Consider the following 16456-nt stretch of genomic DNA (forward strand, 5'->3'; position numbering starts at 1 on the left):
GAAAGCGGGGCGTGGGGAAAAGGCAATTTGCTGAATCAGCCGCGCGGATTCCCTGATGGCAAGGCCAGAATCTGTTTCGCGAGGATGTTGCGCTGGATCTCATTGGAGCCACCGAAGATGGCCGGCATGCGCGAGTCCAGGTACTGCCCCATCACGTCGGAGGCGATGCCGTTGATGAGTACGTCGTCCATCTGGCTGCCGTAGTCGCCCGCAAGTTCTACTAGCTCGTCAGTGATGCGTTGGTAGGTCTCGGTGCCCCAGATCTTCAGGTAGGAGACTTCCGGGCCCAGCTCTTCCCCGCCACGCAGCCGTCCCATGAAGAGCTCGAAAGCAGCTTTCAAGTCTCGTACGTCCAGAACGATCTGCGCGTAACGGTCGCGGAACCCGCCGTCCTCCAGCGCATCGGTGGCCTCCACCAGGCGGTCCAACTGAGCCAGCGCGTATTCGCATTGGCGCGGGGTACCGAAGAAGATGCGCTCTTCACGCAGAAACGAGTTGGCGACGTTCCATCCGTCGTCGATGCGACCCACCACGTTGGAGACGGGAACGCGCACGTTGTCAAAGAAGACCTCGCTGAACTCACCCTCGCCCTTGAGGTTGACGATGGGGCGAACCTTCACGCCCGGTGTTTTGAGGTTGATCAGCAAGAAGGTGATGCCGCGCTGCTTGGCCATGCCTTCAGCCTTGTTCGTGCGCACCAACGCGAACATCCAATCAGCGCCCGGGCCGAGGGTGGTCCAGGTTTTCTGGCCGTTGACGATGAGGTCATCGCCGTCGAGGTGGGCGCTGGTGCGCAGGCTAGCCAAATCAGACCCGGCGTTGGGCTCGGAGTAGCCCTGGCACCACATGATTTCACCGTTCAACACGCGCGGTAGGTGGTAGCCGATCTGCTCAGGCGTGCCATGCATCAGCAACAGCTTGCCGATGGCCAGGCCATGATCAGGGATGCGAGCGCAGCCGTAGCGTGCGATCTCTTCGGCGTAGATCACCTGCTTGGTGGCCGACAGGCCCATGCCCCCGGCCGACTTGGGCCAGGCAGGCGCGAGCCAACCTTTTTTTGAGAGCGACTGATACCAGTCAGAGATGTCTGCGTAGAACGCGCGCTTTTTCATGAAGCGCTTTTCAGGCGGATAGTTGGCAGCAATCCAGGTTGCCAACACGCGGCGGAATTCCTCGTCGGGCAGCTCGGCCACGTCTACATCGTCTGCTACCACCACGGGTGCTGAATCGCCCTGGCGCACGCGGCCGCTTTTATGCAGCTCAGCGATGAACTGCCTGCGCTGCCATAGCGGATTGCCTAACCACGCGGAGAGCGTCAGGCTCCGCTTGAGGCACAAGCCGATGTCTGTCTCATCGGCGATGCCCATGCCGCCGTGCAGATGGATGGCCGCCTTGCTCACGAGTAACGCCGTGGCACCGGCACGGGCGCGCGCCGCACGCAGCGACTGGATGCGCGTGACTTCGTCCGTTGGGTTAATCCAGTCCTGCAGCGCATTCTCTACCGAAGAGCGGGCCAATTGGCAATGCATCCACATGTCGACCATGCGGTGCTGCAGCGCCTGAAATGATGCGATGGGCTTGCCGAACTGAATGCGTTGCGAGGTGTAGGCTACTGTCGTTTCCAGCGCACGTTCGGCTACGCCTACCAGCTCGAAAGCTGAGACCAGGCGAGCGAGTTCGATGGCGTACGCCACCGCTTCGCGCACAACCGGGCCGCGGGCCAGCAATGCGTCACCCGAAAGCGTGAGCCCATCGAAGGAAGCCGCGCCGAAGTTCAAGCCGTCCACCGTGCGGCTGTTCTGTACGCGTAAGCCCGCTTGGTCCGCGTCGACCCAGAACAGTGCGGGGATGCTTTCGTCGAGAGCGTAGACCAGGAAGCCGTCGGCGGAGCTGGCCAGGGGCACGAAGCGTTTTTCTGCGCCTTGCAGTTGCCAGCCTTCGCCGTGCTTGCAGGCTTGCAGTTGGATATTCGCCAGATCAGGGGCACCGGCGGCTTCCTGCCAGGCCAAGGCTGCCACTTTCTCGCCACTCACCACGCCTTCAAGCAGCGCGCGGACGGTAGCGGATTCAGGTGCCAGAGGCACCAGGGCTTGCACCACCAGCACACTGCTGGCCACGAAGGGCTCGGGAGCCAGGCCTCGGCCGAGTTCGCTCGCAATCAACGCGGCTTCGGCCGCACCGAGGCCGTGGCCACCAAGGCTCTCGGGTACCAGCACCCCGAACCAACCAGCCTCGGCCATCGCGAGCCACACAGCTCTATCGAAGGGCTCAGCGGTGTCGCGGATACGGCGTACGCGTGCCGGAGCTGGCCGTCGTTCATGGAATGCCTGCACGCTGTCGCGCAGCATGGTCTGGGTTTCATCGAGAGTTGTCATGGGATCTGTAATGAGTCAGTGCATGCCATCTGAAAGTGGCGTTGCAGATAGGGGGTGGCCGAGTCTTTTCGGCAGAAAGGGGATAGCCGCGCAAAGACTCGCGAAGCTTGAGCTTCGGCTGCTTGCCGGTGGCCCGTGTGGGGAAGAACTTCCACAAACACGGTTTTGTCTGGCAACCGCTAATTAGCTATCTCGTCTTTTCCAAAAGCGCGGATGTCTTCACACGTAGCTTTTTAGTCGTCCTCACTCCGTTTGGTATGTCATTCATGACGCGGAGTTTACCGGCCGGCTAGTAAAAATGAAAGGTATCCTTATGCATCAAATACTCGGTAAAACCCTAGGTCTGTCCGTGATCTGGTTTATTCGCTGCCAAGATTAGTGGCGCGCGTAAGGGTGCGTGGGTGCTTATGTCGCGGCTGCGCCGGTATGCCACCGGCATGGCGAGGCGGCCATGGGCAACTGCACACGCCAGTGCCCATGCGGCAGTCCAAGCGAGTCCCTATCAGGTTGCCGCTATTTGCTTGCGCGACTAACGAATCGCTTGCGCCGAGAAGGGGGAAGCGCTAACGAGGGCGATGATCGATGTCCCAGACAGCCGGCAGGGAGGCTGTGGAATGGGACGATCGCCTTGGCCAGGTTCAGATACTTGGTCGCAATGTGATGGCGGCGGATCAGCGATCAGGCCTTGTTTTCGTGAGTGCTCGTGAGAGGGGCGCTCGTCCGACGCGAATAACGATGTGCCAACGCGGCGCAAACCATAAGCTGCATCTGATGGAACAGCATGAGCGGCAGCACAATGGCCCCGACCGACGCTGCTGGGAAAAGCACCTTGGCCATCGGCACGCCACTGGCCAAGCTCTTCTTGGAGCCGCAGAACACGATGGTGATTTCATCGGCTTTGTCAAAGCCCAGCTTACGCGCTGCCAAAGCGGTAAGCACGAGCGCGAGCGTCAGCAGCACCGCGCACACGACGAGTAACCCGGCCAGAGCCGAGAGTGGCACCTGTTTCCACAAGCCCTCAATCACAGCGGCGCTGAAGGCGGTGTAGACCACCAGCAAGATCGATCCCTGATCGACGAACTTCAGGGTAGACGCGTGACGTTTGACGAAGCTCCCAATCCACGGGCGCAGGAGATGACCAGCCACAAATGGCACCATCAGCTGCAGCAGGATGCGGCCAATCGCATCAAGCGAGCCGCCACTCTGGTGGTGCGGCACCACCAGTGCGCTGACCAGCAGCGGGGTGATGAACACACCCAACAAGGTGGAGGCGGAGGCACTGCACACCGCTGCTGGAACGTTGCCACGCGCCAGTGAAGTGAACGCAATGGCTGACTGAACGGTCGCTGGGAGGACGCAAAGATACAGGATCCCGACATACAGCTCGGGCGTGACCAATGGCGCCAATGCTGGTTTGAGGATCATCCCCAGCAATGGAAAGAGCACGAAGGTGCTGCAGAGCACCAGCAGGTGCAACCGCCAATGGGTCACCCCCGCAAAGACCGCCTCCCTGGAGAGCTTGGCGCCGTGGAGGAAGAAAAGCAGCCCTATGGCGACCGTGGTCGCCATTTCAAAAAGGCGGGCTGTTGGGCCACTCGCGGGCAGCAGGCTTGCCGCTGTGACCGTGGCTATGAGTGCCAGGGTGAAATTGTCTGGAAGGAAGCGCGGGCGTGTCATGCGGCAATTGGAGCTTGCGGAGATTGAAAAGTGAAATGGATTTATCTGATGGATATATGATTCAAAGTCATGAATGTCACTTTGCGCCAGCTTCGGGTATTTCGCGCCATCGCCGAAGAGCACAACTTCAGCCGTGTGGGCGAACGCATTGGCTTGACCCAACCTGCGGTAAGCCGGTCCATCCACGAACTGGAGTCGCAGCTTGGGATCAGGCTTCTGGACCGAACAACGCGCGAAGTGGCGCTAACCAGCGCGGGCCAATCATTGGCCACGCGCCTGGATTGGCTCCTTGATGAACTCGATCAAGCGCTGCGAGATGTAGGGGACATGGGCAGTGCCTTACGCGGACGGGTGCGAGTTGCCAGCAGCCCAACGCTCTCTGCCAATCTCATGCCTGAATGCATTGCGGCCTGCTTGCAGCACGAGCCAGACATACAGTTGGTCCTGCTAGACCGCATTCAGCAAGATGTCCTGGCCAGCGTGCGAGCGGGTGAGGTGGATTTCGGCCTGGTGATAGAGCCTTCGCCCATCAATGACCTCCACTGCGAATCCATCATGCAGGACCCGTTCGTGCTGGTGGCCCCGAAAACCCATCCGTTAATGCAACACAGCTCACTGCGATGGTCGGCATTGAGCGGGCAGCCCTTAGTGTTGCTGGACTATGCCTCTGGCAGCCGGCGCTTGATTGATGCTGCGTTGGGGCGCCATGGCGCGCAGTGCGAGGTGGCCCAGGAGCTCGGCCACCCCACCACTGTCTTCCGAATGGTCGAGGCGGGTATTGGCATCAGTGTCATGCCGGCACTTGCGGTTCCTCCGGAAGGTCTAGGCCAACTCGCCACGCGCCCTTTGATACCGGTCGTTCAGCGAGACATCGTGCTGGTGCACCGTCGCAATCGCTCACCTTCACCCGTCGCACATCGCGTTTGGGAACTCATCCGCGGGACGGTCATGGGCCGTGTTGAAAAGCAGATTCGGTAGGACACCTCATCAGTTGCAAAAGGGCTTTTCAGCAGTCTGACGTGTCCAGGAAGACGTGCGCGTTCTTTTCGGTTCGCTTCAAGGCAACTGCGCTTGTGACCCTGGCAGTGACTGGAATCCACGGGTCATAATTCACCCTAAAGCAAAAGGATCGTTCTGTGAGTCTATCTGAGCAGCAAGGCGACGTACTGCGCCGTGAAAGCCGTCTACGGACGTTGCCCGAACAAATAGCAGAGCGTTTATATGAGTCGATCGTCTCCGAGCGCGTTCAACCTGGCGAGCGCTTGAGGGAGGACGCACTGGCAACGTCGTTCAACGTGAGCCGCGGGCCCATTCGTGAAGCGCTTCGCATTCTGGAAAACGACGGCGTGATTCAAATGCTCCCGAATCGCGGGGCCTATGTAAGCAAGCTCTCCGTTGAGGAAGTCAACAGCGTTTTTGAAGTTCGAATATTGCTGGCCGGTGCCATGATCCGAGGGCTTGCGAATGCCAGCAAGGCAGTTTTGAGCGACTTTGAGAAGAGAGTGCAAAAACTCGAGGGGCTTGCCAATGAGCCAGGAGAACAAGCGGACACCTATGCCGCCTGTAGCGTTGATCTTTCGTTGACCTTGGCAGAGTCTTGCGGCAATCCCGTTCTCGCCCAATTTATGGGATCGTTGGCGCGCCGTAGCTGGCGCTACACGAAACTGAGCCTAAGAACGGTGGAGCGCAGGCAATCGTCGGCTACGAATTGGCGGCAAATTTACAACTACGTGAAAAAGGGCGAAGTGCAGGAGGCGGGCGAGATCATGCAGAGATTGGTGAACGCCACTCGTCTGGATGCAGTGAAGTATCTTTCTGAAGTGGGGCCTTCCTAAGAGCATGAACGCTTTCCAAGGTGCGCTCAAGATCCTGAATCAAAGTGGCCAAGCAGAAAATGAAAGTTCCAGCTCTATGCGTTTCAGCACTTCATTGCATCTGAAAAATACCACTTAAGATTTAGATTCTTAAGCTCAGCTGCCGGACAATCCTTCTGCGCCGCTAGGGCTGGATTGGAAAATGATCCCTTGGCTGCTCAGGCGATCTACTTCTTCCCTTGAGAGGCCGGCAAGATCAATGAGCACGCGCTCCGTATCCCGTCCTACTGCCCCGCCGCTTGAGTAAACGTGCCCGGGCGTGGCAGACAGTTTGGGAACCACGCCCGCCACAGTAACCGTGCCAAGCGTGTCGTGAGGCACTTCGAGCAACATGTCGCGCGCTTTGAAGTGAGCATCCTGGAAGATATCTTCCATGGTGAAGATCCGGGTTGCGGGTACACCCGCCGCTTCCAGTTTCTGCTCAAGTTCCGTCAAGGCAAGCGAGTTTGTCCACTCAGAGATAAGCCCATCCAGGGCTTCGCTATTGGAAGAGCGAGCACGCGCCTCTGCGTAGTCCGGGTGGGTTGCGAGATGAGCTTGCCCCATGGCCTCCGCCAAGCGTTGAAAGACGGCGTTTCCCATGGCAGTGATGTGAATGTGGGAGCCATCACCTGTAGGGTAGAGATTGTTGGGTGTACTGTCTGGAAGCTTCGAGCCCGCGCGATTGGCGATGAACCCCAGTTTTTCATAGGCGGGAACATGTGGTTCCATGAAGCTGAAAGCGGACTCATAAAGGCTGGCGTCAATCAACTGGCCGTGCCCTGAATCTTTCTCATGCAACAACGCCATCACTGCCCCAAATGCGGCGTAGAGGCCGGTCACGCAATCAGTCAGCGAGACTGCCGCGCGAGAGGGCGGACGATCTGGATCGCCGGTCACATGGCGTAGGCCGCTGACCGCCTCACCGATGACGCCATAGCCGGCCCTCTCGCTATAGGGCCCGTTCTGCCCAAAGCCGCTGATGCGCACCATGATCAGGGCGGGGTTGATCGCCGAGAGCGCCTCGTAACCCAATCCCCACTTTTCCAATGCGCCTGGTCTGAAGTTTTCAATGACCACGTCGCACTCCTTCACCAGCCTGCGAACAATCTCCCGTCCTTCTTCGGAACGAAGATTCAACGAGATGAGTGACTTGTTACGCAGGATGCTGGCTCCGTAAAGAGATTCTCCTTGGTAGCTTTTGCCCATCATGCGCACCGCGTCTCCTTCGGCTGGCTCCACTTTGATCACTTCGGCACCGAAATCTGCAAAGAGGCGGCCGCAGAACGGCCCGGCAACCGTCGAACCCAATTCAAGAACTCGATAACCGGAAAGAGGGCCGGAGCCCTTTTTTGAGGGAGGGTGGTTCATAAAAGCAAGTTGAAAAATCAGGCCAATACCAAGGGCGGTTGTGGTGTCAGGCGTGCAAACCTGCGGGTAATTCAACCACCCAGTTCATTGCCGATATTATTATTGTCAACAAGTTGAATGTCTACTACAATTTCCGTGACGTCATTTCTCCATGGCTGCATGCTGGGGTGTTTCCGAACACGCCCGAGGCGGTGGCCGGGTTTGGTTGTTGTGGTGTGAGAACAGGTCGTCATCGGAATGAGAGACGCTGTAGTTCAAGCGCAGCAACACATGCCAGGCTCCGTGTGTCGCTTGTGATTCATTGCCTGGGAACACTAAGAAAGAATGGAGACAAAGACATGCTTCAACGCAGAGAAGTCATGAAACGGATCGCCGCAGCCTCAATGGCGGGTTCTTCTGGGGCCGTGTTGGCTCAAACCGGCTATCCCTCAAAGCCGATCAACATGGTGTGTGGCTTTGCAGCGGGTAGCGCCACCGATGTCGTGGCGCGGGTGATCTCGATCAAACTGGGGCAGCGGCTTGGTCAGCCCGCGCTCGTGCAGAACGTCACAGGCGCGGCGTCGACCATCGCCGCGGACGCAGTCGTTCGGTCTGCGCCGGATGGCTACACGCTGATGACGGTGTCCAGCGCCATCACCATTGTTCCGGCGGTCTACAAAAACCTGAAGTTCGACGTCGAGAAGGATTTGGTTGCCATCGCCAATATCGGCTTTATCCCAACCGTGCTGATGGTGACGGATTCCATGCCTGTGCGAACGCTCGCGGAATTCGTGGAGTACGCGAAGGCACATCCCGACAAATTGAACTACGGCTCATCGGGTACAGGTGGGTCCACTCACCTGGCTGCGGCATTGCTGGCTCAAACCCTGGGGCTGCGCATGACCCATGTGCCCTATCGTGGAAATGGGCCGGCAGGGCAAGCCTTGATGGCCGGGGAAATTCAAGCCCTGGTGGACACCACGGTTTTGGCGGCGCAATCCGTTCGTACGGGGCGGGTCCGCGCGCTCGCGGTTACGGGCAACGCGCGCTCACCGGCCCTACCCGATGTACCTACCTTTGCTGAGGCTGGCGTCAAAAACTTCGACGCTTCAGTGATGTTCGGCATCATGGGGCCTAAAAAAATGCCACAAGCTGCGGTGGAGCGAATCAATCGCGAAGTGGCAGAGGTGTTGAACGATCCTGCCGTGCAGGAGCAGCTAGGTAAGACAGGTGGCCTTCAGCTGGCGCCTATGTCGCAGGAACAGTACGCAAAACTGATATCTGACGAAATCTCCAAGTGGAAGAAGCTGGCCACACAAATGGACATTCGCGCTGAATGAATCCAGGCCAAACAGGCCCTACCAAATAAGCAAACTCAGGAGTGCATAGATTCATGGAAACCCCGACTGTGGAAGCCAAAAAGCAAGAGGCTCCGGAAAACTGGCAGGAAGAGCTTCAGGAGCTGCAAAAGCGCCACGAACTCGCTGAGAAAATGGGCGGAGACGAAGCCATAGCCAAGCAACATGGCGCCGGTCGTCTGACCATTCGTGAACGTATTTCCCAGCTTGCGGACCAAACCAGTTTCCAGGAAGTTGGGAAACTCACGGGGCAGGGCCACTATGTGGAAGGAAAGCTGCAGAGCGTCACGCCCGCACCGTACGTCATGGGTCTGGCGAAGATTGATGGCCGCCCAGTCGCCATCGGTGGTGAGGATTTCACCATCCGTGGTGGCTCCAGCTGGAGTGGTGATCGCAAGAAGGGCGGGCAAGGCGGATTCGTGGAAGACCTTGCGCTGAATTACCGCATTCCTTTGGTGAACCTGATTGATGGCGCTGGCGGAAGCGTGACCTCACACAAGAGGCGTGGCCATGCGGTGTTCCCCGGCGTTCACGGCTTTGAAACCTCGGTTGAATTGATGAGCGTAGCACCGGTGGTCAGCGCGGTGCTGGGAACGGCCGCCGGGGGGCCTGCGGGCAGGGCTATTCTTTCTCACTGGTCCGTGATGACGCGCGACACCAGCCAGATTTTTGCGGCAGGGCCTCCCGTCGTTGAGAGATCGCTGGGGCAAATCATTAGCAAGGAAGAGCTTGGCGGGCACAAGGCCGCAGCTGATATGGCGGGGCTGGTGCATAACGTTGCGGCCAATGAGGCCGAGTGTTTTGAGATGATCAGGCGCTACCTTTCCTACATGCCTAACAACGTGTGGGAGCTCCCGCCGGCGGTGGAATCCCAGGATCCTCCTGAGCGAGCGGAAGAAGCGTTGCGAACCATCGTGCCCAAGGACAGACGCAAGCCTTACAACATGCGTACCTTGATCAGCCTGTTGGTGGACAAAGCGTCGGTGTTCGAAATTCAGCCCACTTATGGAAAGTCCGTCATCACCAGTCTTGCGCGAATGAATGGGAAGGTCGTGGGCGTGGTCGCCAACAACCCCATGATCTATGGTGGGGCACTGGATTTGAAATCATCTCGCAAGCAGACGCATTTCATTCAGCTTTGCGACACCTTCCATATTCCGCTGATTTTTTTGGTTGATGTGCCTGGGTTCATGGTGGGGAAAGATGCAGAGCTGGCTGGCACATTGCGCGAAGGTATGCGCAGCGTGTATGTGGCCATGCAGGCGACCGTGCCCATTCTTACTGTGGTGATCCGCAAGTGCTATGGGATGGCCGGGATGGCGGCTACGGATAAAAATGGCATCGGTCTCAAGCTCGCCTGGCCTTCAGCAGAGTGGGGATCATTGCCTGTAGAAGGTGGTGTGGCCGCAGCCTACAAACGCGAGATTGCGGCGGCGGAAGATCCCAAACAAAGGGAGCGTGAACTGGAAGCAGAATTGCGCGAGTTGACTTCTCCGTTCCGTACCGCTGAGGCGTTTGGTGTGGAAGACATCATTGATCCCAGTGAAACGCGGCGCTATCTCTGCCGCTTCATCGATGCCGCCCAAGGCCGGCTTCGGACATCACTGGGTCCCAAGCTGCGGTCTGGTGTTTTACCTTGAACCTAGGGCGTGTTCACACTAAATTCACCCCCGCGCCGGGGTTTACCGGGTTGCAGTGCAAGGCGCGCCTTGCCGCCAAGGTGCGATCCTTGGCAAGAGGCGCAACGCGGCAATGCGGCCCGGCAAACCCCGGCCCGAAGGGTGAGGCTCTGGCAAACCGCACTCGGCGTTGCAAACCCTCCCCGGGTGTCCAACCCGGCTGCGGTTTGCGCCTTGATTGCGGCTCGCCAGAACCTCACGCGGGGGCGAATCTAGTGTGAACACGCCCTAATGATCAGGCACGTGGCGTGGCGTTGCTGCGCTGCGTGCCTGCGTGGTTCCCCGGCGTGGCTGCTTATGGGTTTGTAGGCTTAGACGGCTCCGCGTTCAAGCTGACGCGCGGCTTCACGGCATGAGTCGTTCACCAGTTTTTCCATCGCGTTTCCCGCAACTTGCCCGTCACCAACGAGGAGCGCCTCCAGAAGCACTCGCCACGTTCGTGCAGACTCCATACGCCTGTTGGGATCGCTAAGACCAAGCTTGGTGTAGCGCCAACTCTGCCGGGCCAATGAATTCATGATTTCTGCCAACCGCTCATTGCCAGAAGCACTGGCTATGGCCAAAGACAATTCAACGCTGGCGGCCAAATATGCCGCTTCTGCTTGCGCATCCTGCGCAGTGGCGAGTTGCTCCAGCTTCTCCACGGCAGGCGCAAAGCGAGCAACCGTGGCCTGAGACATGCTCGCGAGCCGGCGCACCATGGTGCCAGCTAAGACTCTTCGAACCTCGAAGATGTCGTTAACTTCTTTGGCCGTCAGCTTGGTCACATGCGCTCCCCGGTTCGCGAGGACTCGAACGACGAAGTCGCGTTCCAGAATTCGCAAGGCTTCCCGAACCGGGCCGCGACTCACCCCAAAAGAGTCTGCAAGCGCGTCTTCACGAATGCGCTCGCCAGGTTGGTACTGTCCAGCGACGATAGCTGCGTAGATGCGCTCCGCGATCTGCTCGGGCATGGTGCGCAAGGCTGCACCATCGCTGCGCGTTCTATCGATCAGACGAAGATCGTGCTTCGAGTCGGGATGGGGAGCGGGCGCGGGGCTCATCAACTCTCAATGATGGCCAACTCCTGGCCCTCCTTGATAGCCTGACCTTCCGTGACCAGAATTTTGACGATTCGGCCACCATCCGGCGCCAGAACAGGAATCTCCATCTTCATGGACTCCAGAACCATGATGGACTGATCTGCTTCGACGTCAGCGCCTATCGCCACCTCGATCTTCCAGACGCTTCCAGTGACTTCAGAGCAAATAGTTTCGGTAGCCATATAGATCTCCTTGTTGAATTAGACTAAGTTGAGTATAGTGGACATTCTTATTGTCAACAATCTTAATGTAGTCTAATCATAAGGAGACATCGGATGAGCAAAAATCGCGGGGTATGGGGTCGTTGTTTGGCAGCCATCACGTTATGTGCAGTGGCCAGTGCTTCTGTCGCATCGGAACAGTGGCCAACGCAAACTGTGAGATTGGTAGTGCCTTATGCGACAGGTGGCACCACCGATCTCATCGCCCGAAAGCTGAGCGAGCGTCTCACCCGGGAATTGGGCCAAACCTTCGTGGTGGACAACAAGCCGGGTGCAGCGACCAACATTGGCGCGCAGTTTGTGGCGCAAGCCAAACCTGACGGAAACACCATCCTCTTCGGCAGCGTTTTTCAGGTGCTCAATCATGTCTTCGGCCCAGAACCGGGTTTTGACATGTTCAAGGCGCTGGAACCAGTGAGCCTGGTGGCAGACATGCCTTTCGTGCTTGCCGCAAATCCTCGTACGCCTTACCAGAACGGCCGCGAACTCATCGCAGCGGCGAAGGCCGAGCCTAAAAAACTTTCGGTCTCGCACGCACAGTTGGATATATCCCTGGAGTTGCTGAACAACAAGGCCGGGATGGAGTTGCTGCTGGTTCCCTACAAAGGGGGTGGTCCTGCAACCACAGATGCCATGGCAGGCCAAGTGAACATGGTCTACGCGCTGGTCCCCGTGTTGTTGCCCCACATTCAGGCCGGCAAGCTCAAGCCTTTGGCAGTGACATCGGCCACTCGGTTTGAAGGCTTGCCGAATGTGCCTACGTTTGTGGAAAGCGGTGCCAATTTCGATATGACGATGTGGTACGGAATGTTCCTGCCCGCAGGCACACCGAAGACCATCGTGGACAAGCTGGCTCGTGTTACTGAGTCTGTGATGACTAGTAAAGAGATGGTGGACGCCATTCGCACCGCAGGGGCCAATCCGAGGCACACCACGCCTGCAGACTTCCGCTCGCTGCTCACGAAAGAACTTACGACTTGGCAAGGCGTTTCGAAATCCATTCCCAAACTCATGCAGAAGTGAACCGTTCGATGTTGCCCTCTCAGCCAACACCCAAGCACCTTATCCGCCGCCTGTTTGTCGCGAACCGGGGTGAAATCGCAGTTCGCGTCATTCGCGCGTGTCAGTCACTTGGAATCGAGTCGGTCGCGGGCGTCTCAGAGGCGGATCAGGAGTCTCTGGCCGCGCGACTCGCAGATTCAGTAGCGCTCATTGGCCCGGCTCCGGCCTTGGAGAGCTATCTGAATATTGATCGCGTCATTGATGCCGCTCGGTGCAGCGGCTGTGATGCGCTCCATCCAGGTTATGGATTTTTGTCTGAACGACCGGCGCTTGCCCGTGCCTGCAGAGAGGCCGGCATCATCTTTATCGGCCCATCTCCCGAAGCCATAGAACAGATGGGCGACAAGATCACGGCGGTGAGCTTGGCGCAGGCGGCGGGCGTACCCCGCGTGCCAGGGTCTGGTGCGCTGGAAAGCGTGGCCCAGACTATGGAGCTTGCGCGCGGCATCGGATACCCCGTGCTGATCAAGGCGACGGCAGGGGGAGGTGGCCGCGGAATGCGTGTGGTCCGTGAGGAGACGGAACTCCCTGCCGCCATGGAGTCTGCCGCCAACGAAGCCAAGGCGGCCTTTGGCGATGGAACGCTCTATCTGGAGAAGTTCATCGAATGTGCCAGGCACATCGAAATCCAGATCATGGGTGACCAATTCGGCACCGTGGTTCACCTGGGCGAGCGCGAATGCTCTACGCAGCGCCGTCATCAGAAGTTGATCGAAGAGTCTCCTTCTCCAGTGATCACGCCTGAGCTGCGGCAAGAGATGGGGCGATGCGCCGTGCAACTGGCGCGCAATGCGCAATACGCGGGCGCTGGGACCGTTGAGTTCGTACTTGATGAAGTCGAAGGGCGTTTCTATTTCCTGGAAATGAACACGCGTATCCAGGTGGAGCATCCGGTCACGGAAATGGTGACCGGGATCGACCTGGTGGTGGAACAAATCCAGATTGCGCAGGGGCATCCTCTTTCCTTCACCCAGGAAAGTGTGAGCTTGCAGGGGCATGCCATTGAATGCCGTATCAATGCGGAGGATTTCAACAAAAACTTCTTGCCAAAGCCTGGCCAGATTGTTCGTTGGGTGCCGCCTGAAGGTACGGGTGTTCGTCTGGATTCACATTGCTATTCCGGGTATGAGGTGCCACCCAATTACGACTCGCTTTTGGCGAAAGTCATCGTTCACGCGGCGGACCGAAAAACGGCGATCAAGGCCATGCGAAATGCACTGGATGCGTTTGTCATTGAAGGCATCCCGAGCACCATTCCTTTTCATCAGGAGGTGCTTCAACACCCTGCGTTTATTGAGGCTCGAGTCACCACTCGTTGGGTGGAGCAGAGCTTTATTCCAGAGCGCAAAGCCAGGTTGCGCGCTGAAGCAGACGCCGCTAAAGCGGCTAGTGCCACGGCATAGGGCAACTGCGGTCGGACAGGTGCCAACTGTATATCGCCGTCGTGATGAGTTCACGGCGGCACAAGGAGAACGAATTTGAATGACATCACCAATGCGGCAGAGCAACTGCAAGCGGAATTTGAACAACGTCAGGCGCATGCGCTGGCGATGGGCGGCGAGGCCAAGCTGGCCGCGCGCAAAGCCACAGGCATCATGAATGCGCGCGAGCGCATAGAGAAGCTCGTTGATCCGGGCAGCTTCATGGAGTCGGGGCTATTCGCCACTTCTGTGGTGGAAAGCATGAGAGAGCGTTCTGCCGGCGATGGAAAGGTTGTCGGTTATGCGCGCATTGCGAACCGGGATGTGGCTGTGGTCTCCAATGATTTCACGGTCATGGGGGCCTCCAGCAGCGCCACTAACTCCAAGAAAATCAGCCATATGAAGCGCACCGCGACTTCGCGTGGCTTTCCGCTTGTATTTCTCGGAGAGTCGTCCGGGGCCCGGATGCCTGACACCATGGGCGCACGCGGAATGGGGACCATGCTCGGTGGCGACCCCACGCAATACATGCGCATGCGTGAAACGCCTTGGGCTGGTGCGGTGATGGGTTTTTGCTATGGCTCGTCGACTTGGTACACCGGGTTTTGCGACTTCAGCGTCATGCGCAAGGGCGCCATCATGGCGGTTTCCAGTCCCAGGTTGGTTTCCATGGCGGTGAAGGAACAGATTGACCCCGAAGAAATCGGTGGTTGGAAACTGCACTCCGAAGTGACGGGCCTGGTCGACATGGTGGTCGATACGGATGATGAGGCGCTAGAAGCCATCAAGCGCTTTCTGGCCTACATGCCAAGCCACCATAACGAGGCACCCCCGGTCGCTGCACCGCAGGAGGCCGGTGGCGACATGAGCCAGATTCTCGATCTGGTGCCCATTAGCCGAACCAAGGTCTATGACGTTCGCAAAGTGGTGAAAACTATCTTTGACAAGGACAGCGTCTTTGAGATGAAGCCGCGCTTTGGCAAGGTGGCCCTCACAGCGCTCGCGCGTCTGGATGGGCATACCGTGGGTGTGATTGCGAACAACCCCTTGCACAAGGGTGGCGCACTGGATACCGATGCGTGCGAAAAGATCACCAGCTTTATCGTGATGTGTGACTCCTTCAACATTCCGCTTGTGCTGCTGGTGGACACCCCCGGCTTCATGATTGGCGTCGATGCGGAGCGAAAGCGCGCGCCGGGAAAAATCATGAACTTCATGACGGCGCTGCAGATGGTGACGGTTCCCAAAGTCTCGGTCATCTTGCGAAAGAGCTATGGCCAAGCGTATCTGAACATGGGGGGCGGTCGCAACTCCGACGAAGTGGCTGCATGGCCCACCGCAGAGGTGAGCTTCATGACCCCCAGCTATGCCGTCAACATCGTGCACGGGCTCGAACCCGGTGACGATGGATACGAGGAAAAGCTGGCCGAGATGGAAAAGGGCAATAGCGTCTACGACATCGCTTCCATCTATGCGGTTCAGAACGTGATCCTTCCGCATCAAACCAGGGACTACTTGATCAGGGCGCTCCAAGTGCATCGGCTTCGCCTGACCGGGGGCGTGGGCAAGCACTTGATGCAGACCTGGCCTTCCACCTACTGAAGCCCGTTTGACGGCCATGCTGGCGGAAGTCTTATTGATCGGCGCGGTTTCGGGCTTCATTCAGGGGCTCTCGGGATTCGCGTTCGGTCTGATCGCCACGTCTTTATGGGCGTGGATACTCGCGCCACAAAAGGTCGTTCCCCTGGTCGTCATGGGATCGCTCATAGGCCAATGCATTTCCATTTTGGGCGTGAGGCGGAGTATCGATATCGCACGTGTGAGCCCCTTCGCGCTGGGGAGTCTTGTTGGGGTGCCGCTAGGGACACTGCTGCTCCACTCGCTCGATATGACGGTATTTCGGCTACTCATTGGGGCAGCCCTGGTTATTTACTGTTCCGTCATGCTCTGCTCAGTGCGTCTGCCCAAACTGGAAAATGCCAATCGCGCGGCCGATGGCTGTGTGGGCGCGGTGTCTGGTGTGCTCGGCGGGGCATGTGGATTGAGTGGTCCGCCAATGATCTTGTGGTGTTCCATGCGAGGGTGGAGCACCATGGCCCAGCGGGCCACCTACCAGCCCTATTTCATGTTCGTGCAAGTGCAAGTCATCATCTTTTACGCATGGCAGGGTTTGATTGATGCGGCGCTGTTGGAGCTGTTTTTATGGCTTGCCCCGGTCGTCATGCTGTCCTCGTGGATAGGATCTCGCGCCAGCCGATGGGTGAGTGACTTCCACTTTCAAAAGCTGATCTTTGGCTTCTTGCTGCTTTCTGGCTTGGCGCTTTTGATACCAGGCTTTCGGCTGGCCTGGCTGGCCATCAAATGACCTGAGGTGTGAG

13 protein-coding genes are annotated in these 16456 nt (G+C 58.2%); 8 read left to right on the plus strand and 5 right to left on the minus strand.

Annotated features, from left to right (window positions below; genetic code table 11):
• Positions 1-35: 35 nt before the first annotated feature.
• Entirely contained in the window at positions 36-2375 is a 2340-nt protein-coding gene (locus G518_RS0126995; protein ID WP_028605136.1) for an acyl-CoA dehydrogenase family protein, read from the minus strand.
• Positions 2376-3053: 678 nt separating this feature from the next.
• Entirely contained in the window at positions 3054-4052 is a 999-nt protein-coding gene (locus G518_RS0127000; RefSeq protein ID WP_028605137.1) for a bile acid:sodium symporter family protein, read from the minus strand.
• A gap of 69 nt (positions 4053-4121) precedes the next feature.
• On the opposite strand from G518_RS0127000, the gene G518_RS0127005 reads away from it, so the two are divergent.
• Together G518_RS0127005 and G518_RS0127010 are read left to right on the plus strand one after the other, a co-directional pair.
• Positions 4122-5030, plus strand: a complete 909-nt coding sequence (locus G518_RS0127005; RefSeq protein ID WP_028605138.1) for a LysR family transcriptional regulator — start codon at positions 4122-4124, stop codon at positions 5028-5030.
• Positions 5031-5188: 158 nt separating this feature from the next.
• The gene (locus G518_RS0127010; RefSeq protein ID WP_028605139.1) at positions 5189-5887 is read left to right on the plus strand and encodes a GntR family transcriptional regulator; all 699 of its coding nucleotides are present in this window, start codon (positions 5189-5191) and stop codon (positions 5885-5887) included.
• A gap of 135 nt (positions 5888-6022) precedes the next feature.
• Here G518_RS0127010 and G518_RS0127020 read toward each other — a convergent pair whose 3' ends face one another.
• Positions 6023-7276: a CaiB/BaiF CoA transferase family protein gene (locus tag G518_RS0127020; protein WP_028605140.1), complete on the minus strand. Its 1254-nt coding sequence runs from the start codon at positions 7274-7276 to the stop codon at positions 6023-6025.
• A gap of 338 nt (positions 7277-7614) precedes the next feature.
• On the opposite strand from G518_RS0127020, the gene G518_RS0127025 reads away from it, so the two are divergent.
• Both G518_RS0127025 and G518_RS0127030 read left to right on the plus strand, forming a co-directional pair.
• Positions 7615-8595: a Bug family tripartite tricarboxylate transporter substrate binding protein gene (locus G518_RS0127025; protein WP_028605141.1), complete on the plus strand. Its 981-nt coding sequence runs from the start codon at positions 7615-7617 to the stop codon at positions 8593-8595.
• A gap of 53 nt (positions 8596-8648) precedes the next feature.
• Entirely contained in the window at positions 8649-10253 is a 1605-nt protein-coding gene (locus tag G518_RS0127030) for an acyl-CoA carboxylase subunit beta (RefSeq protein ID WP_051237459.1), read from the plus strand.
• A 350-nt stretch (positions 10254-10603) separates the two neighbouring features.
• On the opposite strand, the gene G518_RS37200 is transcribed toward G518_RS0127030, so the two are convergent.
• Together G518_RS37200 and G518_RS0127040 are read right to left on the minus strand one after the other, a co-directional pair.
• Complete coding sequence (locus tag G518_RS37200) at positions 10604-11335, minus strand: GntR family transcriptional regulator (RefSeq protein WP_051237460.1); 732 nt, start codon at positions 11333-11335, stop codon at positions 10604-10606.
• Entirely contained in the window at positions 11335-11556 is a 222-nt protein-coding gene (locus G518_RS0127040; RefSeq protein WP_028605143.1) for an acyl-CoA carboxylase biotin carboxyl carrier protein subunit, read from the minus strand. Before G518_RS0127040 ends, G518_RS37200 begins: the two co-directional genes overlap by 1 nt.
• A gap of 93 nt (positions 11557-11649) precedes the next feature.
• Here G518_RS0127040 and G518_RS0127045 point away from each other — a divergent pair, with 93 nt between their 5' ends.
• From G518_RS0127045 to G518_RS0127060, 4 genes are all read left to right on the plus strand, one after another.
• Complete coding sequence (locus G518_RS0127045; protein ID WP_036596307.1) at positions 11650-12618, plus strand: Bug family tripartite tricarboxylate transporter substrate binding protein; 969 nt, start codon at positions 11650-11652, stop codon at positions 12616-12618.
• An 8-nt stretch (positions 12619-12626) separates the two neighbouring features.
• Positions 12627-14060, plus strand: coding sequence for an acetyl-CoA carboxylase biotin carboxylase subunit (accC, locus tag G518_RS37205; protein ID WP_051237461.1), 1434 nt, complete (start codon positions 12627-12629; stop codon positions 14058-14060).
• Between the two features lie 75 nt (positions 14061-14135).
• Positions 14136-15680: an acyl-CoA carboxylase subunit beta gene (locus tag G518_RS0127055; protein WP_028605145.1), complete on the plus strand. Its 1545-nt coding sequence runs from the start codon at positions 14136-14138 to the stop codon at positions 15678-15680.
• Positions 15681-15696: 16 nt separating this feature from the next.
• Positions 15697-16443 carry a sulfite exporter TauE/SafE family protein gene (locus G518_RS0127060; RefSeq protein WP_028605146.1) on the plus strand — a complete coding sequence of 249 codons (747 nt, stop codon included), beginning with the start codon at positions 15697-15699 and terminating at the stop codon, positions 16441-16443.
• The last annotated feature ends 13 nt before the right edge of the window (positions 16444-16456 follow it).

It is taken from the genome of Ottowia thiooxydans DSM 14619, from assembly GCF_000422885.1.
In the GTDB taxonomy this organism is placed as follows: domain Bacteria; phylum Pseudomonadota; class Gammaproteobacteria; order Burkholderiales; family Burkholderiaceae_C; genus Ottowia; species Ottowia thiooxydans.